Origin of the sequence: Bacillus sp. JNUCC-21 (genome assembly GCF_041222765.1) — a bacterium.
GTDB lineage: Bacteria > Bacillota > Bacilli > Bacillales > Bacillaceae > Bacillus > Bacillus velezensis.
This window is the reverse complement of record NZ_CP166019.1, coordinates 2,637,183-2,657,360: the sequence shown is the minus strand read 5'-3', so window position 1 is coordinate 2,657,360 and position 20,178 is coordinate 2,637,183. Positions and strand designations below refer to the sequence as shown.

Sequence of the window (20,178 nt, the reverse complement as noted above, 5' to 3'; positions counted from 1 at the left end):
TTAAAAAAGCCTGCCGGCCGTATCCATCTGAATGGACGATGCCTGCAAGCTTTTTTAGCGGGTTAATGTTTTGACGATTTTTTTAAAGCTCATATCTGAGTCGACTTTGAAATGGCCGGCGCGGATTTCTTTATGGTAGCCTGCGTCAATGACGTAATCATTAAAGTCCTTCGCTGAAGGAATAATCCCTTCTTTTTCAAGAATGGATGACACATCAGCAGTGCTCATTCCGTCTTTAATCGTCAGTTTGTATGTTACTTTTTTCTTTTTGGCGTCTGTGTTTTGGTCGTTGTTTAACGATTTTTCTTTAGAATCAAGCAGTTTTTGATAGTCATCTCGGTTGACGGAGACTTTTTGCTGATCGTCGAGGTAGCTGTTTACTTCTTTTTCTGTCAATGCTGTTTTTTCGGTTTTAACGGCGGCTGCCTGGTCATGGTCAGTCAAATAGAAGACAGCGGCGAGAACGGCCGTCGCTAAAATCATGCCTGCTGCAAAAGCCTGAATGCCCCGTTTTGTCATACGAGCACCTTCTCATTATCTTTAATAATGGTATTGACGTCCTCGACAGACACGTGCTCCGCTTTTGCGATGGCTTCCGCAGACATTCCGTTGTTATATTTTGAAATGATTTGTTTGGCGATTTTTTGGTTAATGCCGCTGCTTTTGGCTTTGCGGATCACGAGGTTGGTTTCCAGCAATTCTTCTTCAAGCACCGTCATTTTCTTTTTCAACTTGTAAATTTCCTGCATGGCGGAAAGCTGAAGCGTTTCAAGCTCCTGTTCCACGTCTTTCATCGGATCTCTTTGAGAATATGAGAATGCAATAAGCGCTATACTGACGATAAACAACGCAATAATAGCAATTTCCACGTTTCATCACCTTCTATTATTAATTTGCCCTTCTTTTTTATACCATAAAACGCCGCCATTCTAAAGGAAATAGAGAAAAAAACGGAATTTTGTCGGGAAATCTTTTTTATTCGGGGAGCAAACGGTTATTTCTCTATAGATTTCGTATCAGAAAGTCCTTTTTTGTCCTGTTTCGTCATATTTTCCCTTCATCTGACGCAAGCTCATTCAGAGGATCAGAAGCATAAACTGATGTTTTCTGTACTTAAACAACATTTCATGTAAATCACTCTAGCATTCCGTCCATTATAGTGGTATTATATATAAGTCTGAATAAGTAAATGATATTTAGTTTGGAGGGAAAATAATGCGCGTTAATATTACTTTGGCTTGCACTGAATGTGGTGAGCGTAACTATATTTCTAAAAAGAACAAACGCAACAATCCGGACCGCGTTGAATTTAAAAAATATTGCCCACGTGATAAAAAATCTACGTTACACCGTGAAACAAAATAAGCTGTTTAAAACAGCGGAAAAAGCTGGAGCTTTCAATAAAGTTCTGGCTTTTTTGTCTTTCAGGGAGGTTTGAGAAACGTGAAAGCACAAATCAGAACCGCTATAAAAGCAAAGCTTTCTGACATGACAGAAAGTGAATGGGAGAAAAAATGCCGCAGCATGCGTGAAACGCTGTTTTCTTTAAAAGAATGGAAACAGGCCCGCGTGATCGCCGTTACCATCTCGACACGCCTGGAAATTCCGACACAGCCGATTATTGAACAGGCCTGGAAAGAGAAAAAACAAGTCTGTATCCCAAAATGCTTTCCGCAGACGGGAGCGATGGAGTTCCGTACATTTTCTGCGTATGATCAGCTGGAAACCGTATATGCGGGCCTCAGTGAACCGATCGAGAGCCAGACGGAAAAAGCCGCCCAAAAAGACATTGACCTTGTGATTGTGCCCGGCGTGGCTTTTGACCGGGAAGGCTTCAGAATCGGATACGGCGGAGGATATTATGATCGGTACCTCTCCGGTTATAAAGGCCGTACCGTGTCGCTTCTCTTTGACTGCCAGCTGACAGACCGCATTCCCCGCATGCCCCACGATATTCCGGTCGATATGATCGTGACTGAATCTGAAACCATCGCTTAATCGCATAAAAAACTTCTTGCACCGGTATAATTCTCGCTGTTTGACAAACGATAGGGGCAGGAGGGATAAGATGAAAAAATTGTTGATCTACTCATTATGCGCCGTATCTGTTTTAGCCGTTTACCAAAACCGCTACCGTCTGATGAACAGCGTGCTCAGCCAGCCGGGGATCAGACGGTCATTCATTCATTTCTTTTTAAAAATACCGTTTATCAGAAACAAATTCATTCAGCAGGCATTTTAAACCAATCCCGTTTTTCAGCGGGATTTTTTGCATAAGAAAACCTGCCGGTAAAAAACGGCAGGTTTTCTCGTATTGTCAGCTTTTTTTCAGGAAACCGAGCAGAATTGAGATCATAGGAGAAATGTACAGGAAAAAGGTAAACGGCAGGTAGTCGATGACGGAAACCCCTAATGCGCTTGCCATAAAAGCACCGCTTACTCCCCAGGGAATCAGCGGGTTGATCAATGTTCCGCCGTCCTCAAGCGACCGCGCAAGGTGAATCCGCTTAATACTGAGATTGTCATATAATGGTTTATAAGATTGACCCGGAATTAAGATCGACAAATACTGCTCACCTGTCGCAAGGTTTACGCCTATACTTGAGAAGACGGTCGCCATGACAAGACGTCCTTTCGTATGCACGCCTTTTATCAATCCTTGAAGCAGCGCCGCGATCAGGCCCGTTTTTTCCATCAGGCCGCCGAGCGCAAAGGCGATCATAATCAGAGAGACTGAACCCATCATCGATTGGAGCCCGCCTCTGTTGATAATGCTGGCCACAGCCTGGTCGCCGGTTTTAAACGCCGTCCCGCTTTGCAGGGCGGATATAAATCCTTGAATGCTGCTGTCAGGAATAAAAACAGCAGTCAGAAGCCCTGCGGAAATAATACCGGCGGTAAGCACCGGAATCACGGAAACCCGTCTCACAGCTAAAATGATCACCAACAGAGGTGAAAGAAGCGACCAAGGCGTAACGTGCACGGCCTCTTTCATTCCGGAAATGACAGCATCAATATTTTGCGTTGAAGCGGCATTTATTGAAACCGATGAACCGAGAATATAAAAAAGAACAATCGTGATCAGCAGTGCCGGAACGGTAGTGCCCATCATATGGCGAATATGCTTAAAAATCGGAATTTCGCCGATTCCGGCGGCAAAATTCGTCGTGTCGGACATCGGTGACATTTTATCACCGAAACAAGCCCCGCAAATGACTGCTCCCGCCGTCCATTCGAGCGGAACTCCCGCCGCGCTTGCTACCCCTAACAGCGCGACGCCGATTGTACTGACAGTTGTCAGACTTGAGCCGACAAGCGTGCTGATAATCATGCAGGAAAATAATGCGGTCAAAAGCAGCTGACTCGGCTGTATAATTGACAAAGCGTAAACGGTGACGGTGGGAATGACGCCGCTGTACATCCAGGCGCCGATCAGCATACCGATCAAAGCCAGTACGATAATCGGCTGCACACCGTTTTTCAATCCGCTGACAATTCCTTTTTCAAGACTCTCCCACGAGAAACCGAGCCACAAACCTGCCAGAGACAGAATAATGACGCAAAAGAACAGCGGCATATGCGGCTCTGTATGAAAGAAAAACAGGCAGGACATAATGACTGCTAACATCAAGACAAATAAACTGATGGCTGAGATGAACGTCAGCCTTTTTTCTTGTTTCAAAACAACACCCCATCAAACTTTAATCCTTTTGTGCTTTTGGGCACGAAAGTATTGTAACAGAAAAACGCTTAAATGAGTGTTTTTTTACAATTGTGAATATACAATTTATGAAAATAATACAAGGATATTTTCTCCAATCGTTTTTTGCTTGACGCCCGGATCAGTGATGAAATACGCTTATACTAAGAAGAATAGAAATGGTGAAGCAGATGAATTCATTTTATGACGTGCAGCAGCTGTTTAAGTCATTCGGACATATCGTTTATTTCGGTGACAGACAAGCCGAAATTGACTTTATGAAAGATGAATTAAAGGAAATGTACTTGTCAAACGTGATTGAAAGAGAATTATGGCAAAAAGCCGCCGGTGTTCTTCAGAGAGAATCGGAGCGGATCAAAGGCAGATAACAAAGCAGGATTTTAATAAGAAAAGGAGATTATTATGGAAGATACATGGTTTGCGGGGATTGATCTTGGCGGGACAACCATCAAGCTGGCCTTCATCAACATGTACGGTGAAATTCAGCATAAATGGGAAGTTCCGACCGATAAATCAGGAAACACAATTACGGTCACGATCGCCAAAGCGCTTGATCAGAAGCTGGAAGAACTGAACAAGCCGAAACGGATCGTAAAATGGATCGGAATGGGAGCGCCCGGACCCGTGGAAATGGCGACGGGGATGGTCTATGAGACGACAAATATGGGGTGGAAAAACTATCCGCTGAAAGACCATCTTGAGGCGGAAACGGGTATTTCGGCCGTCATTGAAAACGATGCCAATATCGCGGCGCTCGGAGAAATGTGGAAGGGTGCAGGTGACGGGGCCAAAGATGTCATTTTAGTGACGCTCGGAACCGGAGTCGGCGGAGGCATCATCGTCAACGGAGAAATCGTTCACGGTAAAAACGGGGCCGGCGGAGAAATCGGTCATATTTGCAGTATTCCGGAAGGAGGAGCTCCGTGCAACTGCGGAAAATCCGGCTGCATCGAAACGATTGCGTCCGCAACCGGCATCGTCCGCATCGCGAAAGAAAAGCTTGCGGCGGTTTCCGACTCTTCGCTCTTACAAGTGGATGATCTGACGGCACGTGACGTGTTCGAAGCGGCTAAACAGCAGGATAAGACAGCGCTTGAAGTCGTCGATTATGTCGCAAAACATTTAGGCCTCGTGCTCGGAAATCTGGCAAGCGCCATGAATCCGACGAAAATCGTGCTCGGCGGAGGCGTGTCTAAAGCGGGTGAAATCCTGCGGTCAAAAGTGGAAGAGACTTTCAAAATCACCGCATTCCCGCGTTCTGCGGAAGCGGCGGATATTTCGATTGCGGCACTTGGAAATGACGCCGGAGTCATCGGCGGGGCGTGGATTGCCAAAAATGAATGGCTCAAACATCAAAACTGCTGAAGAAAGTCTGCCTGCCCATATCGCGGGCGGCTTTCTTTTTTTATCTCCCCTGTCATATAGTTTTTAAAAAAGGGGGATGAACATGGCGGGAATTCGTGTCAAACCTGAATTGAAACAGCATATGAAAGATATTGCAAAGGTGCTTTCAATTGATGAAAAACTGTTGAAAGCCGCTGATAAAACGGCGGAAAACGATGAATTATTTTGCCCCGGCTTTGCCGTGAGCGGGCAGTCAGAGGGTCCGCCGCTTGAGACGCTGAGCGGGCTTTCGCGATACATCCGGCACTGTGAAAGGATTCTTTCCGCTGATCAATGGGTGAAGGAAGAAAAGGTGTACGGGTCCCAATCGGTTTATGAAGAAATTGAGAAAATAACGGATGTCTTTCCGTTTGTCACGTGCCGTAAAATCGGCAGTTCCGTATTGGGAAAGCCGCTTTATGAGCTGAAAATAGGTGCGGATACGGCTGAAAGAAAAGTCCATGTAAACGCCTCATTTCATGCCAATGAATGGATCACCACCTCGGTCGCGCTTAAATGGTGTAAAGAATATTGCGCGGCATTATGCGAAAATAAAACCGTTTTCGGGCACTCTGCGCTTGATATATTCAGCCTGACATCATTGTCATTCGTTCCGCTCGTAAATCCCGACGGTGTTGATCTCGTACTTTACGGATGTGAAGATTTATCAGAAAAAAATGAATTTTTTAATCGATTAAATGAACACCGTCCGGATTTCCGCGAATGGAAGGCGAATATTAACGGTGTGGATTTAAATAAACATTTCCCATCCAATTGGGATATTGAACAGAGGCGCAAACCGAAGGCCCCTTCATACCGTGATTTTCCAGGGACGGCGCCGCTCACTGAACCGGAGGCGCAGGCGATGCACCGGCTGATAACGGAGCAGCCGCCTGACAGGCTGATCGCGCTTCATACGCAGGGAGAAGAGATTTATTGGGGATACGAAGGATGTGAACCGGAGCAATCATCCCGGATGATTCGGGAGTTTGAAGCGATAAGCGGAAACCGCTATCAAGGCGTTAAAACCATTGACAGCCATGCGGGTTTTAGGGATTGGTTTATACAGCAGTATGGAAAAGAGGGCTATACCATTGAGCTCGGAAAGGGAAAAAACCCTTTGCCTTTTCATCAGTTTGCTGATATTTATCAAGCGACGGAAGGTATTTTGTGGAGGTCGCTTGTTTTTTGAGACATCTGTGAAATTTCTCATTTGTTTACATAAACAAATATGGGACAATAGAAAAGAATGGAGGGAAGGCTGGTGAGATACTTGGTTTGTGTTCTGCTGTCCGCATTCGTTCTGTGTTTAGCGGCCTGTGAACCATCTCATCAGCAGCAAGACACAGGCGTTTCGGCAAAATCGGCAGAACAGAAAATCGTTCCGCTCAGTAAAAAGGAAGCGGAGAAAACGGAAGGATGGCTGGATAACAGAACGATTCTGTATACAGCACATCATCAGCTGATGAAATATGATCTTTTCAGCGGAAAATCCGAACGGCTCTATGAAACAAAGGGCAATATTGTCAATGTAAAGATCAGCCGGAAAAAACAGCTGATTCTCGTACAGGTGACAAGCAGCGGTCAGACTGAGCTTGTGCTTATGAACAAGCAGGGGAAAAGACTTTATCACAAAGCCTTTAACTCTTATGAGCTGGAGACGGCTTGGAATCCGTATGACCCGTATCAAATGATGATTACCGTTTTTACTGAAACATGGGACTTCACTGCCTATACGGCCGATATGAACAACGGCATTTTAAAAAAGAGTCCCGTTCAGGCCCCTTTTGTCCATTGGACCTCCACTGATGAATTCCAATATATCAAGCAAGGAAAAACGGAGGAAGAGGGTCCTTTATATTCTTATGACTTGCAGACGAAAAAAGAAAAAAGAGTGCTTCATCACGTCATCTGGGCCGATTCCCGCCCGGGCATGACGATTGCCGTCAGACAAACGGATCAATCGGACGGAGACGGCGAGTTCCTTTTCCAAAAGCCGGCATCCGTGACGCACCGCTTTCCTCTCCAAAAAAAGTATGAGAGCTTCGCGCCGATGGAATATGATTACGATCAGACACACAAGCGTTTTTACATATTTAAGCCTGAAGGCCGCTCTTACAATCTGATCAGCTTTGACTTAGGAGACGAACGGGAGCGGACGGTGCTCAAAAACACGGAAATGGAGCCGATTCAGATCTCTCCGAACGGGGAATACGCTTTATACGGCTTTACGTATGACCGTCTGATTTCACTGAAAACAGGCATGACAGAACCAATCATAACAAATGAAAAAGGAGTTTGAACCAAATGGCAATTGCAGATGTGACAATCATTCCGATCGGAACAAAAACACCGAGCGTCAGTGAGTACGTAGCGGATGTGCAAAACATTTTGGAGGGTTACAAAGCTGCCGGCAAAATCAAATTTCAGCTCACGCCGATGAACACTTTGATTGAAGGTGAGCTGAGCGACTTATTCGCAGTCATTCAGGACATTCACGAAGCCCCGTTCCAAAAAGGGCTGCACAGAGTGGCGACAAATATCCGCATTGATGACAGACGTGATAAAGAAACGACACTGGAGAGCAAAATCAAAAGTGTCAGCAAACATTTGCAGCAATAAAAAATAAGCCTGTATCCATTGGATACAGGCTTTTAATGTGCAGTCGGATAGCCGCTGGTTACAACGGTCATTACGGTAAACCAGCCAAACACGCCCAGCGTGGCGGCGGCTAACAAAAATCCCAGGATATTTCTCTGTCTGACAGCCCGCAGGACTCCTAATACAGCTAATAATGCGACAAGGCCGAAGATTACAACAAGTAACATCATGCTCCTCCTTTGTCATTGGAACCTGAAAATCTTTCCATTTCATTTTAACCGTTTTCATTTTGTTTGTCGATAGCGTTTTCCCGGCCGCATTCATTGAATCTTCCGCAGAAAACCTTCATAATAAGGGCATATACATAAAGAGGTGATGAAAGTGAAATGGAGACGAATGCCGGCCGGTCCGATTCAGGCAAACGCGTATTTTCTTGTCAGTGAGGATCAGTCCTGTCTTATTTTTGATCCGGGCGGAGAAGCGGACAAAATCAACAATTACATAAAAGAAAACAATCTGAAGCCGCTGGCCATCTTACTGACGCACGCCCATTTTGACCATATCGGCGCGCTTGACGAAGTAAGAGACAGATGGGATGTTCCCGTATATCTTCACAAAAATGAAGAAAAGTGGCTGGAGGACTCTTCCTTAAACGGATCAGGCATATTGCGGGGCATCGCCGTAACGGCACGGCCCGCCGAACGGCTGATTGAAGGCGACGGCATATTGGACATCGGGCCTTTCCATTTGGAGACATTGTTTACGCCGGGACATTCACCGGGAAGCGTTTCTTATTATGTGAAGGACGCTGATCTGGTGATTTCAGGTGATGTGCTCTTTCAGGGAGGCATCGGCCGCACTGATTTACACGGCGGAAGTCAGGACGTGTTGCTTGATTCCATTCATCAAAAACTGCTCACGCTTCCCGGACATACACTTGTATTAAGCGGGCACGGGCCGGAAACGGATATCCAGACAGAGCAGGAGCGAAACCCGTTTATCAATGGTTTTTCACTGTAAATGAAAAAAGACAGACCATAATCGGTCTGTCTTTTTCTGTCAGTGGGTTCCGCCGCCCGGTGTCATAATAAAAATAGAGTAATATGTAAATCCGGCGAAAAATACGGTTAAGTAAGCTCCGAAAATATAAATATACATCCGCTCAGTCAGATTCAAATAAGAAAGAAATACGAAAAAGATCGTCTGTCCAAAAAACAAAAGTGAAGCGTCTTTCATGCCCCCTAAAAAAAACATGACTGCAAATATCCCCGTCCAAAATCCTAACACCCGGAACATGCGATTCATTCCTTATCCCCTCCCGAGAGTCTATCTGAAGTTTATTATAATAGATCGGCACTCAAAATGTAAACATTTTCATGATTATATTTATTGTGGAATTTATGTCTTTCCCTGTGTTTTATATCTTATGCCGCTCTCTGAAAAAGATCCGAAAAATCTTTTTGAAATATGTTTAATGAAAAAAAGTTCAGGGTACTTATGTTAACAAAGAGACGGATTATCCGAGGGAGGAATTTTTAAAAATGAAAGAACTTATTTTTTATTCATACCCGAGCTGCACATCATGCCGAAAAACGAAACATTGGTTAAAAGCCCACAATGTTGACTTTCAAGAGCGCCATCTATTCAGGGAGACACCGACAATTGATGAATTGAAGCAGATCCTATCATTAACGACCGAAGGAATTGATGAAATATTGGCGACGAGAAGCCAAACATTTAAAAATCTCAACCTGAACATTGAAGAAATGACTGTAAATGAAGTGCTGAAGCTTTTGACTGAGAAGCCGAAACTGCTGCGGCGTCCGATTCTGATCGATCGCAATAAGCTCGTTATCGGATACAATCCAGGAGAACTGATGAAGCTGACGAAGAAAAAAACGATACATCAATCTGTATCATAAGAGAAAAACGAAGATCCGCTGATCAAAATTTATCAGCTAATCTTCGTTTTTTGCGGTTGCGGGACTGGGCTAGCTGGATTCGAACCAACGATCACGGAGTCAAAGTCCATTGCCTTACCGCTTGGCTATAGCCCATCGGATGTAATTACAGTATGTGCGTCAGGCGCCGATTTATACATACAAAGGAATTTGAATGGAGGAGACCTGTGAAACATTTGAATGAAACATTATCTCGAACCTTAATTGAAGAATCAGGTGAAATCACACGCCAGTGGCTGCTCATACCAAAATCGGGGCGGCCTTCAGATGATCAGAAAGCGGAAATGCAGCACCGTTTGTTAATTGAAATCGTTGCCGGCATTCTATCCGAAAAAGACGGCGGGGAAGAGGAGCTGACAAAGTGGGCGCTTCAGTTCGCAAGGGACCGGGCCGTCCATGAAGTACCGGTCTATGAAAGCGTCACGAGCTTTAAAGAATTCCGGAGATTGGTCTGGAACCGCATACAGACATGCTGTGAAACGATGTCTGAGAAGCCTGGGGCGAATGCGGTATTCCATTGGGGAGAGAAGCTGAACAAAGCAATTGACCATATGATTGAAGTGTTTACAGAGGAATATTATAAAGTGACGGTTACACAATTAAACGCCCAAAAAGAAATGATTAACGAACTAAGCGCGCCGATTATGCCGATTGCCGACGGTATTGGAATTTTGCCGCTCGTCGGTGAAATTGACACCTACCGGGCAAAAATGATTTTGGAATCGGTGCTTGATCAATGTTCTTCACTCCGTCTTTCTTATTTATTTTTAGATATATCAGGTGTGCCGATTGTGGATACGATGGTCGCTTATCAGATTTTTAAAGTGATTGACAGCACAAAACTTATTGGCATAGAAACGACAATCTCAGGCATCAGGCCGGAAATCGCGCAGACCGTCGTGAAGCTCGGCATCGATTTTTCTCAGGTGAAAACGGAGCAGAGTCTGGCGAAAGCACTGGCAAAAAACGGATTTATCGTAAAAGAATCATTAAGATGATAAAAAGCTGAATGGCCGGGAGGGATTTCTCCCTCAGCTATTCAGCTTTGTCAGCTTCAATCGTAATGATATGATGGCTGTCGATTTCTTTTACCGTAAATGTGTAGCCTTCAAAATCAATGGTGCTCCCGGGCTTCGCGTCAATATGCTGAGTAAGAAACCAGCCCCCGAGTGTATCGACTTGATCAGCCGTAATCTCTGTTCCGAGTAAATCATTGACGTTACTGATCAGCAATTTGGCGTTCAGGAGATAGCGGTTCTCCCCAAGCTTTTGAACGGAAGGTGTTTCGTCCGTATCAAATTCGTCGCGGATTTCGCCGACGATCTCTTCAATGATATCTTCCGCCGTTACTAATCCCGCGGTTCCGCCGTACTCATCAATGAGAATGGCCATATGGGCGTGTTCCCGCTGCATTTTAACGAATAATTGATAAATCGGAATCGTCTCAATCACATGGATCGCCGGCTGGATGTAAGGGCTGAGTTCGTGTTTTGTAAACGCCGCTCCTTCTGACAGGAATCTGAATAAAACTTCTTTTATATTGATGATGCCGACTACATGATCTTTATCTCCTTTTACTACGGGATACCGGGTATATTTATTTGTTTTAATAATGCCCCGGAGCATATGTCCCGATCCGCTGTCTAACGGCAGGCTCACCATTTCATTCCGGGGCACCATAATTTCTTTGGCAGTGCGCTTATCAAATGTAAAAATGTTATTTACGTAATGGAGCTCGCTTTTTTTGATCATGCCGCTTCGATAGCTTTCGGCAAGGAGCACCCGCAATTCCTCTTCCGTATAAGCCATTTCATGTTCGGAAGCAGGCTTCAAGCCGAACATAGCTGTAATCAGGCGGGCGGAATGATTGAGCAGCCAGATGAACGGAAACATTAACTTATAAAACAAAATCATCGGTCTGGCAGACAAAAGTGTAATCCGCTCGGCTTTTTGGATAGCAAAACTTTTCGGGGCGAGTTCGCCGATGACGACATTCACATATGTAACCAGCAGAAAGGCGATGATCAATGACAGTACTTGGGCAACCGCTTCGTGAACTCCGGTCTTTAAAAATAACGGCTGAAGCATTGCTTTGACTGTCGGTTCACCCAGCCAGCCGATTCCCAAAGCGGTGACGGTGATACCCAATTGGCACGCCGATAAATATTCATCGAGGTGTGTAATGACATGCTTGGCTGCTTTTGCTCCTTTTACATCTTCCTCAATGAGCTGATTAATGCGGGAGCGCCTTGCTTTAACGATTGAAAACTCTATGGCGACAAAACACGCCGTTAATAAAATAAATAGTACGATGGCAGACAGTTTGATGATATACAATGTAACGCCTTCCGCGAAGGAAGGCTTGCACCTCCCTTTTTTCGGAATAATACCACTGTAGAAAGCTGCTCAAACATCGAACCTGGTTTAGCCTGCTTCATTTACGGTAATAAAACAAGAAAGCGATACTGGAGGATGACAAGAGATGAAGGTACATTCGGGTGCGGACTGGCTGTGGTACCAGCTCGGGCCGCATGAAAAAACAGAAGCGAAAAAAATGATTCATCACAATCACTGGCCGCAATGCGAAAAGTGGTTTGAACATGAAAATCATATAAACTTTCTGCGCTCAGATACAAATGATCAGAATAATGAAGCGGTTTTCGGTTCTTTAATCTATCATCAAGGATTAGATGATGAAAAAAACCATACCGTATTTCACTTTTATATTACGAGAGACTTCTTTTTTACAATTAATTTTGATTTTTCGCTGCTGCGCGGTGTAAAAGAAAAGCATGCCACACAGCAGATCCAAACCTGTGAAAATCCGATTGAAGGCTTTTTTGTTCTGCTGGGAGAGCTGATGAATTCCTATCTGATCGGACTGGATGAATTTGAAGTCAAGCAGCGGACGCTGAAATGGCAGATTCATGATGACAACAGCAAAGGAATCTTGGAAAATGTGCATAAACTGCGCCATGAGCTGTTCATTTGGAAAGGCCTTACACTGGGGGCTAAAAAAGTGGAAATGGCTTTAAAAGAAGCTTTTCTTCCGAAGAATGACAGGCAGAAAGATTACCTCAGAGCCCATCAAAAGATGGAAAGAGGAATTACATATATCAATGAGTTTGATCAGGAATTGAGCAATCTGCTGCACGCCGAGGAAGTCATTACCTCCCAAAGAGGAAATGAAATTGTGAAAGCCTTGACAATCTTTACAACTCTCTTTACACCGATGACGGCGCTTGGAGCTCTCTGGGGGATGAACTTTGATAACATGCCGGAGCTTCATTGGAAATATGCGTATATCTGTTCCATCGTGCTCATTATTGTATCAACCCTGCTGATTTATATTTATCTGCGGCAGAAAGGCTGGACAGGGGACATTTTGAGGGAGCATCAAAAAAAATATTTGCGGAAAGAAAAGAAACGCTAAGAAGAGCAGGCATACGCCTGCTTTTTTTGATGGCTGAAAATGGCCGAATGGTTCCGGATTTCATTCGGTAAATCAATGTCAGGTGGCTTATTTTTTATTTTTTTACGTTTTACACACTGTAAAACGCATAATCTCTCCTTTGCCGGCTTTTGTGTATCTGATTTACAATACGTGCGGAAGGAGGGAAGTCTTGTGGAAAATATAGAAACATACAGCAGGAACATCATAAACGAGGCCTATACGGCAAGGGCTTCAGATATACACATTGTGCCGAGAGAAAAGGATGCTTTCATTCATTTTCGCATCGGCCATGCTCTTGTGAAAAAAAGAGTCTTAAAAAAAGAGGAATGCGTAAGGCTAATTTCTCATTTTAAGTTTTTATCGGCCATGGATATAGGAGAAAGACGTAAGCCGCAAAACGGGTCATTGTCTCTGCCGCTTCCGACGGAAACCGTTCATTTGAGAATGTCAACCTTGCCGACAATGAATGATGAAAGTCTTGTCATCAGGCTTTTGCCTAAGCGGCAGATTCCCCCTCTGGATAAATTGTCCTTATTTCGGGGGGCGGGCGCCGCACTATTGTCCTTTCTGAAGCATTCGCACGGTCTGCTTCTGTTTACCGGCCCCACCGGATCTGGAAAAACGACCACTCTTTACTCGCTTGTCAACTATGCAAAAAGGCATTTCAACCGGCGGATTGTCACGCTTGAAGACCCCGTAGAAACAAGAGATGAGGATGTGCTGCAAGTTCAGGTGAATGAAAAAGCCGGAGTCACATATTCCGCCGGTTTAAAAGCGATTTTAAGACATGATCCCGATATGATCATCTTAGGGGAAATCAGGGATGCCGAGACGGCTGAAATCGCAGTCCGCGCGGCCATGACGGGACACCTCGTTCTTTCAAGCCTGCATACAAGAGATGCTAAGGGCGCCATATACAGGCTGCTGGAGTTCGGCGTGAACATGACAGAAATTGAACAAACCGTCATTGCCATTGCCGCTCAGCGTCTGGTTGATTTAACATGTCCGTTCTGCAAAGAGGAAAACTGTTCCGTGTACTGCCGGATGTACAGGCAGACACGCCGTGCGGGCATTTATGAACTGCTCTACGGGAAAAACCTCACCCAATGCTTTCAGGAAGCAAAGGGAGAGCACGCCAATTTTCAATATCAGACGCTCCGCAGGCTGATCAGAAAAGGAATTGCACTCGGCTATGTCACGACCGACAATTACGATCGGTGGGTGTATCATGAAGCGGATTAAACGAACCTGGCCCTTGAAGGATCAAGCGGCTTTTTTGAAAAGGCTCGGTGAAATGACAGAAAAAGGATACAGTCTGATTGAAGGGCTCAGGCTGCTGAAACTCCAGCTGCATAAACGTCAGCTTGCAGAGCTGACGGACGGAATCCGCCGGCTGAGGGAAGGTGATGCGTTTTACCAAGTGCTTGAGGCACTGTCTTTTCACAAAGAAGCCGTCTCTATCTGCTATTTCGCGGAGAAACACGGGGAATTGCCGGGGGCGATGAAACAAAGCGGCGACTTGTTACAGAGAAAGCTTATGCAGACGAATCAAATCAAAAAAATGCTCCGGTATCCGATGTTTTTAATATCTTCCGTCTGCGTCATGTTTTATATCCTGCAAACTTTAATTATTCCGCAGTTTTCTGGGATTTATCAATCAATGAATATGAATACATCCGGTGCGACTGCTTTCATCTTTGCATTTTTTGGGCATTTTCATGAAGCCTGCGCACTGGCGCTGTCCGCCGCTTTCTGCTTGTTTTTGTATGTTTGGTTCTTATGTAAGAAAAAATCCCCGCAAGATAAAATGCTGATTGTTGTGAAAATACCCCTCTTGGGAAAAGCGGCCGTTCTTTTTAACAGCTACTTTTTCTCTTTACAGCTCAGCAGTCTTCTGAAATCCGGCCTATCTATCTATGACAGCTTAACAGCTTTTAAAGAACAATCTTTTCTGCCTTTTTATCGTGAAGAAGCAGAGATGCTCATTACACGTCTGAAAGCCGGAGAAACCATAGAATCCGCTCTTTCCGGGCATCCGTGTTATGAAAAAGACCTTGCGGCTGCAGTCAGCCACGGACAGGCAAACGGCCGGCTTCACCGCGAACTTTATACGTACAGCCAGTTTATGATGGAGCGTCTTGAACAAAACGCGGCGAAGTATACCGGCATTCTCCAGCCTGTCATTTACGGTGTTGTGGCCGGTATGATTTTAATTGTCTACATGTCAATGCTGATGCCGATGTACCAGATGATGAACCAAATGTAAGGGAGTGCTTCGTCTGAAAAATCAAGATGGATTTACTTTAATTGAAATGCTGATCGTTTTATTTATCGTTTCCATTCTGCTTTTAATCACCATTCCTAACGTTACAAAACATAATCAAAGCATTCAGCATAAAGGCTGTGAAGGACTGCAGAATATGGTGAAAGCCCAAGTGACGGCGTACGAAATCGATCATGAAGGTAAAATGCCGGATATGAACGATTTACAATCAGAGGGGTATATCAAAAAGAATACAGCCTGCCCGAATGGTAAACAGATCTTAATTAGTGGCGGAGAAGTTACAGTTGAACAATAACAGGCGGACAGAAAATGGGTTTACCCTTCTTGAAAGCCTGATTGTGTTAAGCCTGGCGTCCGTCCTGCTGACGGTTTTGTTCACGACGGTTCCGCCGGTCTGCACCCACCTTGCCGTGCGGCAAAAAACAGAGCAGCTCCAAAAAGATATTCAGCTTGCTCAGGAAACGGCTATCGCAGAACATAAAAGAACAAAAATCACTTTTCTTCCAAAAGAGCATAAATACAAACTGCAGTCAGGCGGAAGGATTGTCGAGCGTTCTTTTGACTCGCTTCACATTACACTTGTGACTTTACCGGAGAGCCTTGAATTTAACGAAAAAGGCCATCCGAATTCGGGAGGAAAGATTCAATTGAAGAGCGCCGGGTTCACCTATGAGATCACAGTTTACTTAGGGAGCGGAAATGTCCATGCTAAACGGAAATAAGGGGTTCTCTACTATTGAAACACTATCAGCAATGGCCATTTGGCTGTTCCTTATGACGTCTATCATTCCGGTCTGGACGGGCATGCTGACAGATGGTCTGAAAATAGAAGATCGCCAGGAAGCGTACCAGCTTCTTCAGAAACATATCAGCACTTATATGATGACCGGAAAAAAGCCGCCCTCTCCCGGTGTGAAGTGGAAGGAGGATGGTGAGTATTACAAAGTGTGTACGGCTGACCGCAGCGAAAAAGAAATGTGCCTCAGCATTCTCAAAACAGACTGGCTTTACGCTTCTTAATGTTTTGTTCTCCTTGGCAGTCTGTCTTTTCCTATCAGGCACCTTGGGCCCGATTTTACATCTGTTTTTATCAAACCGGGCCGATAACGGCGGATTAGACAGCCGGGAGCATCAAATTGCCGTTCAGCAGATCATGAACGAATGTAAACAGGCTGAGGCTGTGAAGCCGGCGGACGGCGGACGGGCGTTAGCATGCCGGAAAACAGGAGGCGAAGAAGTGCGTTTTGAAATTTATCATAAGATGATAAGGAAAAGAGTAAACGGAAAAGGCCACGTGCCGATCCTTCAAAACGCGGCATCATTAACGGCTGATGTGAAAAACGGCCTGCTCTTATTAGAGATCTCAAGCGTTGCAGGTCAAAAGAATCAGGCGGTCATTCCGGTTTACAGCTCTTTTAAAGGTGATTAAATGTACAAATCTGACGGTTTTATATATCCCGCGGTTCTGTTTGTTTCTGCCGCAGTTTTACTTGTCATCAGTTATACTTCGTCTGATTTCATCACCCGAAAAACATTTGCAAAAGAGGCCGGGGAGTACTGGATCGGAGAGAATCTGCTCCAAAACGGCGTGCTGCTGTCAAGCCGCCATATGACACAGGGACAAAAGGTCCAAACTGGTACACAGCGTTTTCCGTATGGCACCGTTTCTTTTCACATCACGGGGAGTGATCGCCGGGAAACGGTTCAGGTTACAATTCAGGCGGAAACAACGACAGGAACGAGACGGGAGGCTCACCTTTTGTTCGATCAGAAGAAGAAACAGCTGATTCAATGGACGGAAGTATAAAAAAGAGGCGGCGGGACAACACTTCATAGTAAAGACAGCACTATGAGGTGAGAGCCGTGAAAACAAATGATTATGTAAAATATATGACTGAGCAATTCGTTAAATATTTCGATACGCCGAAACAGGAACGGAGAGAGCGAAAAGAAGTGCGGAAAGAAAAGAAAGTGCCGGCTTCTCAGCACTGGTTCGGAATATTGCCGTATAGTTTTAAGCTGTGGATGCAGCGGAAAAAATAAAGTTGAATCACACGAAAGGTCCTCCTGATACAGGAGGGCCTTATTGGTATTCCTCAATGACGGCAATTTTATTTACCTTTTGGCTGTAGGGATTAAAAGAAATCGTAACAAACACGCCAAATTCTTTTGCGCCATCCCGCAATGTCAAGTGGTATTGCTTGACTGCTTCGTCCGTTCTTTTCCGATCCCACACCTTTTGAATAAATAACGTTTGGGCGAGAGGATATCTTTTTTTAGCTTCCTTTTCTGCTAACTTTTCCCATTTTGATTTATGGTGAACAGCATAATAAGGCACCGTTTCCGCCTGAGCTGTTCCTGAAACCCCGAAAACAAGAAGAGAAAGGCAAATCAGACTTTGTTTGATCATCATTCTTCGTCCTTTCGCTGTATATACTTTCCATTTTGTTCTAGGCACATCGTTATTTTCTCACGTTTTATTAGAAAAAATTCCAAAAAGGTGTGTAATTTGAAGCAAAACGCTGTTTTTAAAAGATACCATTCTCAAAAACGAACAATTTGACCGATTTTGACATTTTTCAAGACGATAATCCTTGATTATACTTTGTTCATACAGTTCTTTAAAGAGAACGGTTGTCATATTTATTAACAGTTTTACAGGGGGTAAGGCATGTTCCGATTGTTGCGAATGGAAAAAAAGGGCAAGGTGAGATGGCGGATGATGCTATTTTTACGGCTTTCGTTCATTTTTTGCCTGTCCGTGACGATATGTGCTCAGTTCACAGGTGATACAAGTTCCTCCTTCAATGATGTGAAAAGCTTCAGTCTCCAGGTTCAAACGTGCGGAGATTTTCAATATGCGGATGACGATTGCCGTTATGACGAACGCTGGGATCAAAGTGATTTACATATAACAAATCAAACTGATACGTCAGGCACCGTGTGTGCGCCGCTTCAGCTCTATGCCGAGCTGGAGAATAAGGGAAAAGAGCGGACTGTTTCTGACTGGAAATGGGAGCTCCATAAAATCGCTTCTCAGCAGCAGCCTTTACGAAACGGCAATGTTGTGGAAAAAGGGCTTATTACTGATAAAAAAAGCAAAACGATTTATAAAATTAAGTCAAAGCGGTCTTTGAAGCCAGGCATATACGCATTCAAGGTTTACAAGCCTGAAGGGTATCCGGCGGACGAAGAAAAATTTGAGTGGTCAAAACCGATGAAACTCGTCAAATGCCGGGAACAGGCGACCGTTTCCGATCTAAAGAAAACGGAGAAAGAGCCGGCTGAGCCGGTAAAAGAAAGCGGGGAAGAACATGAAAAAAACGCTGAAACTGATCAGTAATATTTTGTATGCCGTCATCTTCAGCTTGATTATTGTGCTGACGTTAACGGTGATTTCGACCCGGGCTTCCGGGGGTGAGCCGGCCATCTTCGGCTATACGCTGAAATCCGTGCTGTCGGGTTCAATGGACCCGGAATTTAAGACGGGTTCGCTCATAGCGGTAAAGAAAATTTCTGACGTGAATGACTTAGAAAAAGGGGATGTGATCACCTTTACGCAAGATGACGGAACAGCCGTCACACACAGAATAATCGGTATCACAAAAAAGGACGGGAACCTGCTGTTTGAGACAAAAGGGGACCATAATGCCGCCCCGGATGCCGCACCCGTTCAAGCTGAAAAAGTGGCGGCCCAGTATACGGGATATCAGCTTCCGTATGCCGGATATGTCATCCATTTGGCCAGCCAGCCGATCGGAACGGCGATTCTGTTAATCGTTCCCGGCGTCATGCTTTTGATTTACTCAATAACAGTCATCGTCAGCGCCCTCCGCGATATTGAGCGGAAAACGAAAGCGCTGGAAGAACATGCGAAAAAGGGAACCATCTCCACATGAATACGGTTGCAACCTGGCGACAGGATTTGATAACAAAAATAAAAAGTAAGGGGAGAGTACAAACATGGGTATGAAAAAGAAATTAAGCTTGGGCGTTGCCTCAGCCGCACTCGGTTTAGCATTAGTAGGAGGAGGCACATGGGCCGCATTTAATGATGTGAAGTCGACAGACGCTACATTTGCGTCAGGAACACTTGATTTATCGGCTAAAGAACAATCAGCCAATGTCAATTTGTCAAACTTAAAACCAGGTGATAAATTGACGAAAGATTTTGAATTCAGAAACAATGGTTCACTTGCTATTAAAGAAGTGCTGATGGCTTTGAATTTTACTGACTTTAAAGGAGCAAAGAAAGGAAATGAATCTGCGGAGGATTTCCTCAGTCAGTTTGAAATTACGGTTCTGACAGTCGGTAAAGAAGGGGGCAACGGCTATCCTAAAAATATCATTTTGAAGGCGGCCAGCCTGAAAGACTTATACTTAATGTCAACAAAACAGGATAAAGCAGCTGCCGAAGCGATCAGCAAGCACATTGATCCGAAATTCCTGAGTGAGAGCGGAAAAGTCAATGTAGCAACCATTAACGGCAAAACAGCTCCTGAGTACGACGGAGTTCCGAAAACGCCTGCTGATTATGACCAGGTGAGAATGGAAATCCAATTTAAAAATGACACCGCAAAAACTGCGGACGGATTAAGTGTGCAAAACAAGTTCCAAGGCAATGCGATTTCTCTTCAATTCTCTTTTGAAGCAACGCAATGGAACGGCTTGACCATTACGAAAGATCATACGGATAAAGACGGTTACGTCAAGGAAAATGAAAAGGCTCACAGTGAGGATAAAAACTAATCCGAAAGTCGGACAGTTAAAAGAG

Annotated in this window: 30 protein-coding genes and 1 tRNA gene; 23 read left to right on the top strand and 8 right to left on the bottom strand. The window is 44.7% G+C overall.

What is annotated here, in order from left to right; genetic code table 11:
- Window positions 1-54 precede the first annotated feature (54 nt).
- Together JNUCC21_RS13240 and JNUCC21_RS13235 are read right to left on the bottom strand one after the other, a co-directional pair.
- Window positions 55-519 (bottom strand): endolytic transglycosylase MltG, encoded by a 465-nt coding sequence (locus tag JNUCC21_RS13240; protein WP_007408308.1) that lies wholly within the window; start codon window positions 517-519, stop codon window positions 55-57.
- Window positions 516-869 carry a hypothetical protein gene (locus JNUCC21_RS13235; protein ID WP_003153047.1) on the bottom strand — a complete coding sequence of 118 codons (354 nt, stop codon included), beginning with the start codon at window positions 867-869 and terminating at the stop codon, window positions 516-518. The genes JNUCC21_RS13240 and JNUCC21_RS13235 overlap by 4 nt, the downstream gene beginning before the upstream one ends.
- A 346-nt stretch (window positions 870-1,215) precedes the next feature.
- On the opposite strand from JNUCC21_RS13235, the gene rpmG reads away from it, so the two are divergent.
- The 3 genes from rpmG to JNUCC21_RS13220 all read left to right on the top strand — a co-directional run bounded on the left by rpmG (window position 1,216) and on the right by JNUCC21_RS13220 (window position 2,242).
- On the top strand, window positions 1,216-1,365 hold the full coding sequence (gene rpmG / locus JNUCC21_RS13230; protein ID WP_003153056.1) for a 50S ribosomal protein L33: 150 nt from the start codon (window positions 1,216-1,218) through the stop codon (window positions 1,363-1,365).
- A gap of 78 nt (window positions 1,366-1,443) precedes the next feature.
- The gene (locus tag JNUCC21_RS13225) at window positions 1,444-1,998 is read left to right on the top strand and encodes a 5-formyltetrahydrofolate cyclo-ligase (protein ID WP_085342193.1); all 555 of its coding nucleotides are present in this window, start codon (window positions 1,444-1,446) and stop codon (window positions 1,996-1,998) included.
- 70 nt (window positions 1,999-2,068) lie between these two features.
- A complete protein-coding gene (locus JNUCC21_RS13220; RefSeq protein WP_007408311.1) occupies window positions 2,069-2,242 on the top strand; it encodes a hypothetical protein in 174 nt (57 codons plus the stop codon).
- Window positions 2,243-2,317: 75 nt separating this feature from the next.
- On the opposite strand, the gene nhaC is transcribed toward JNUCC21_RS13220, so the two are convergent.
- On the bottom strand, window positions 2,318-3,682 hold the full coding sequence (gene nhaC / locus JNUCC21_RS13215) for a Na+/H+ antiporter NhaC (RefSeq protein ID WP_369878209.1): 1,365 nt from the start codon (window positions 3,680-3,682) through the stop codon (window positions 2,318-2,320).
- Window positions 3,683-3,879: 197 nt separating this feature from the next.
- Between nhaC and JNUCC21_RS13210 the strand changes: the two genes are divergently transcribed.
- From JNUCC21_RS13210 to JNUCC21_RS13190, 5 genes are all read left to right on the top strand, one after another.
- Window positions 3,880-4,089, top strand: coding sequence for a YqgQ family protein (locus JNUCC21_RS13210; RefSeq protein WP_007612586.1), 210 nt, complete (start codon window positions 3,880-3,882; stop codon window positions 4,087-4,089).
- Between the two features lie 34 nt (window positions 4,090-4,123).
- Window positions 4,124-5,086, top strand: coding sequence for a glucose kinase GlcK (gene glcK, locus JNUCC21_RS13205; protein ID WP_015417825.1), 963 nt, complete (start codon window positions 4,124-4,126; stop codon window positions 5,084-5,086).
- Between the two features lie 82 nt (window positions 5,087-5,168).
- On the top strand, window positions 5,169-6,296 hold the full coding sequence (locus JNUCC21_RS13200; RefSeq protein ID WP_369878207.1) for a M14 family metallocarboxypeptidase: 1,128 nt from the start codon (window positions 5,169-5,171) through the stop codon (window positions 6,294-6,296).
- A 72-nt stretch (window positions 6,297-6,368) separates the two neighbouring features.
- Window positions 6,369-7,406, top strand: coding sequence for a hypothetical protein (locus tag JNUCC21_RS13195; RefSeq protein ID WP_039254477.1), 1,038 nt, complete (start codon window positions 6,369-6,371; stop codon window positions 7,404-7,406).
- 5 nt (window positions 7,407-7,411) lie between these two features.
- Entirely contained in the window at window positions 7,412-7,726 is a 315-nt protein-coding gene (locus JNUCC21_RS13190; protein WP_003153073.1) for an MTH1187 family thiamine-binding protein, read from the top strand.
- Between the two features lie 32 nt (window positions 7,727-7,758).
- Here the strand turns inward: JNUCC21_RS13190 and JNUCC21_RS13185 are convergent, their stop codons facing one another.
- Window positions 7,759-7,932, bottom strand: a complete 174-nt coding sequence (locus JNUCC21_RS13185) for a DUF2759 domain-containing protein (protein ID WP_003153076.1) — start codon at window positions 7,930-7,932, stop codon at window positions 7,759-7,761.
- Between the two features lie 154 nt (window positions 7,933-8,086).
- Here JNUCC21_RS13185 and JNUCC21_RS13180 point away from each other — a divergent pair, with 154 nt between their 5' ends.
- Entirely contained in the window at window positions 8,087-8,725 is a 639-nt protein-coding gene (locus JNUCC21_RS13180) for an MBL fold metallo-hydrolase (RefSeq protein WP_003153077.1), read from the top strand.
- A gap of 39 nt (window positions 8,726-8,764) precedes the next feature.
- On the opposite strand, the gene JNUCC21_RS13175 is transcribed toward JNUCC21_RS13180, so the two are convergent.
- A complete protein-coding gene (locus tag JNUCC21_RS13175) occupies window positions 8,765-9,010 on the bottom strand; it encodes a DUF2626 domain-containing protein (RefSeq protein WP_003153078.1) in 246 nt (81 codons plus the stop codon).
- A 236-nt stretch (window positions 9,011-9,246) separates the two neighbouring features.
- Between JNUCC21_RS13175 and JNUCC21_RS13170 the strand changes: the two genes are divergently transcribed.
- Entirely contained in the window at window positions 9,247-9,627 is a 381-nt protein-coding gene (locus tag JNUCC21_RS13170) for a Spx/MgsR family RNA polymerase-binding regulatory protein (RefSeq protein WP_038459192.1), read from the top strand.
- Between the two features lie 64 nt (window positions 9,628-9,691).
- Here JNUCC21_RS13170 and JNUCC21_RS13165 read toward each other — a convergent pair.
- A tRNA-Gln gene (locus JNUCC21_RS13165) sits at window positions 9,692-9,762 on the bottom strand.
- A 71-nt stretch (window positions 9,763-9,833) separates the two neighbouring features.
- Here JNUCC21_RS13165 and JNUCC21_RS13160 point away from each other — a divergent pair.
- Window positions 9,834-10,664 carry an STAS domain-containing protein gene (locus JNUCC21_RS13160; protein ID WP_029326073.1) on the top strand — a complete coding sequence of 277 codons (831 nt, stop codon included), beginning with the start codon at window positions 9,834-9,836 and terminating at the stop codon, window positions 10,662-10,664.
- A 37-nt stretch (window positions 10,665-10,701) separates the two neighbouring features.
- Here the strand turns inward: JNUCC21_RS13160 and JNUCC21_RS13155 are convergent, their stop codons facing one another.
- A complete protein-coding gene (locus JNUCC21_RS13155; RefSeq protein ID WP_369878206.1) occupies window positions 10,702-12,003 on the bottom strand; it encodes a hemolysin family protein in 1,302 nt (433 codons plus the stop codon).
- Between the two features lie 145 nt (window positions 12,004-12,148).
- On the opposite strand from JNUCC21_RS13155, the gene JNUCC21_RS13150 reads away from it, so the two are divergent.
- The 9 genes from JNUCC21_RS13150 (at window position 12,149) to JNUCC21_RS13110 (ending at window position 17,447) form a co-directional block, all read left to right on the top strand.
- Window positions 12,149-13,099, top strand: coding sequence for a magnesium transporter CorA family protein (locus JNUCC21_RS13150; protein ID WP_007408319.1), 951 nt, complete (start codon window positions 12,149-12,151; stop codon window positions 13,097-13,099).
- A 192-nt stretch (window positions 13,100-13,291) separates the two neighbouring features.
- Window positions 13,292-14,362: a competence type IV pilus ATPase ComGA gene (comGA, locus tag JNUCC21_RS13145; RefSeq protein ID WP_007408320.1), complete on the top strand. Its 1,071-nt coding sequence runs from the start codon at window positions 13,292-13,294 to the stop codon at window positions 14,360-14,362.
- A complete protein-coding gene (gene comGB / locus JNUCC21_RS13140; protein WP_218791295.1) occupies window positions 14,349-15,386 on the top strand; it encodes a competence type IV pilus assembly protein ComGB in 1,038 nt (345 codons plus the stop codon). The genes comGA and comGB overlap by 14 nt, the downstream gene beginning before the upstream one ends.
- A gap of 4 nt (window positions 15,387-15,390) precedes the next feature.
- A complete protein-coding gene (comGC, locus tag JNUCC21_RS13135; protein ID WP_003153087.1) occupies window positions 15,391-15,699 on the top strand; it encodes a competence type IV pilus major pilin ComGC in 309 nt (102 codons plus the stop codon).
- Window positions 15,689-16,126: a competence type IV pilus minor pilin ComGD gene (gene comGD, locus JNUCC21_RS13130; protein ID WP_007612572.1), complete on the top strand. Its 438-nt coding sequence runs from the start codon at window positions 15,689-15,691 to the stop codon at window positions 16,124-16,126. The genes comGC and comGD overlap by 11 nt, the downstream gene beginning before the upstream one ends.
- A complete protein-coding gene (comGE, locus tag JNUCC21_RS13125) occupies window positions 16,110-16,424 on the top strand; it encodes a competence type IV pilus minor pilin ComGE (RefSeq protein ID WP_012117982.1) in 315 nt (104 codons plus the stop codon). Before comGD ends, comGE begins: the two co-directional genes overlap by 17 nt.
- Window positions 16,333-16,833: a competence type IV pilus minor pilin ComGF gene (comGF, locus tag JNUCC21_RS13120; RefSeq protein ID WP_257474763.1), complete on the top strand. Its 501-nt coding sequence runs from the start codon at window positions 16,333-16,335 to the stop codon at window positions 16,831-16,833. Before comGE ends, comGF begins: the two co-directional genes overlap by 92 nt.
- Window positions 16,834-17,211 carry a competence type IV pilus minor pilin ComGG gene (gene comGG / locus JNUCC21_RS13115; RefSeq protein ID WP_012117980.1) on the top strand — a complete coding sequence of 126 codons (378 nt, stop codon included), beginning with the start codon at window positions 16,834-16,836 and terminating at the stop codon, window positions 17,209-17,211.
- Window positions 17,212-17,267: 56 nt separating this feature from the next.
- Window positions 17,268-17,447, top strand: coding sequence for a YqzE family protein (locus JNUCC21_RS13110; RefSeq protein WP_003153093.1), 180 nt, complete (start codon window positions 17,268-17,270; stop codon window positions 17,445-17,447).
- Between the two features lie 40 nt (window positions 17,448-17,487).
- Here the strand turns inward: JNUCC21_RS13110 and JNUCC21_RS13105 are convergent, their stop codons facing one another.
- The gene (locus JNUCC21_RS13105) at window positions 17,488-17,817 is read right to left on the bottom strand and encodes a DUF3889 domain-containing protein (protein WP_012117979.1); all 330 of its coding nucleotides are present in this window, start codon (window positions 17,815-17,817) and stop codon (window positions 17,488-17,490) included.
- A 258-nt stretch (window positions 17,818-18,075) separates the two neighbouring features.
- On the opposite strand from JNUCC21_RS13105, the gene tapA reads away from it, so the two are divergent.
- The 3 genes from tapA (at window position 18,076) to tasA (ending at window position 20,153) form a co-directional block, all read left to right on the top strand.
- A complete protein-coding gene (gene tapA, locus JNUCC21_RS13100; protein WP_150941310.1) occupies window positions 18,076-18,747 on the top strand; it encodes an amyloid fiber anchoring/assembly protein TapA in 672 nt (223 codons plus the stop codon).
- Window positions 18,719-19,303, top strand: a complete 585-nt coding sequence (gene sipW, locus JNUCC21_RS13095; RefSeq protein WP_015240205.1) for a signal peptidase I SipW — start codon at window positions 18,719-18,721, stop codon at window positions 19,301-19,303. Before tapA ends, sipW begins: the two co-directional genes overlap by 29 nt.
- A gap of 64 nt (window positions 19,304-19,367) precedes the next feature.
- The gene (tasA, locus tag JNUCC21_RS13090; RefSeq protein WP_007408329.1) at window positions 19,368-20,153 is read left to right on the top strand and encodes a biofilm matrix protein TasA; all 786 of its coding nucleotides are present in this window, start codon (window positions 19,368-19,370) and stop codon (window positions 20,151-20,153) included.
- Window positions 20,154-20,178 lie beyond the last annotated feature (25 nt).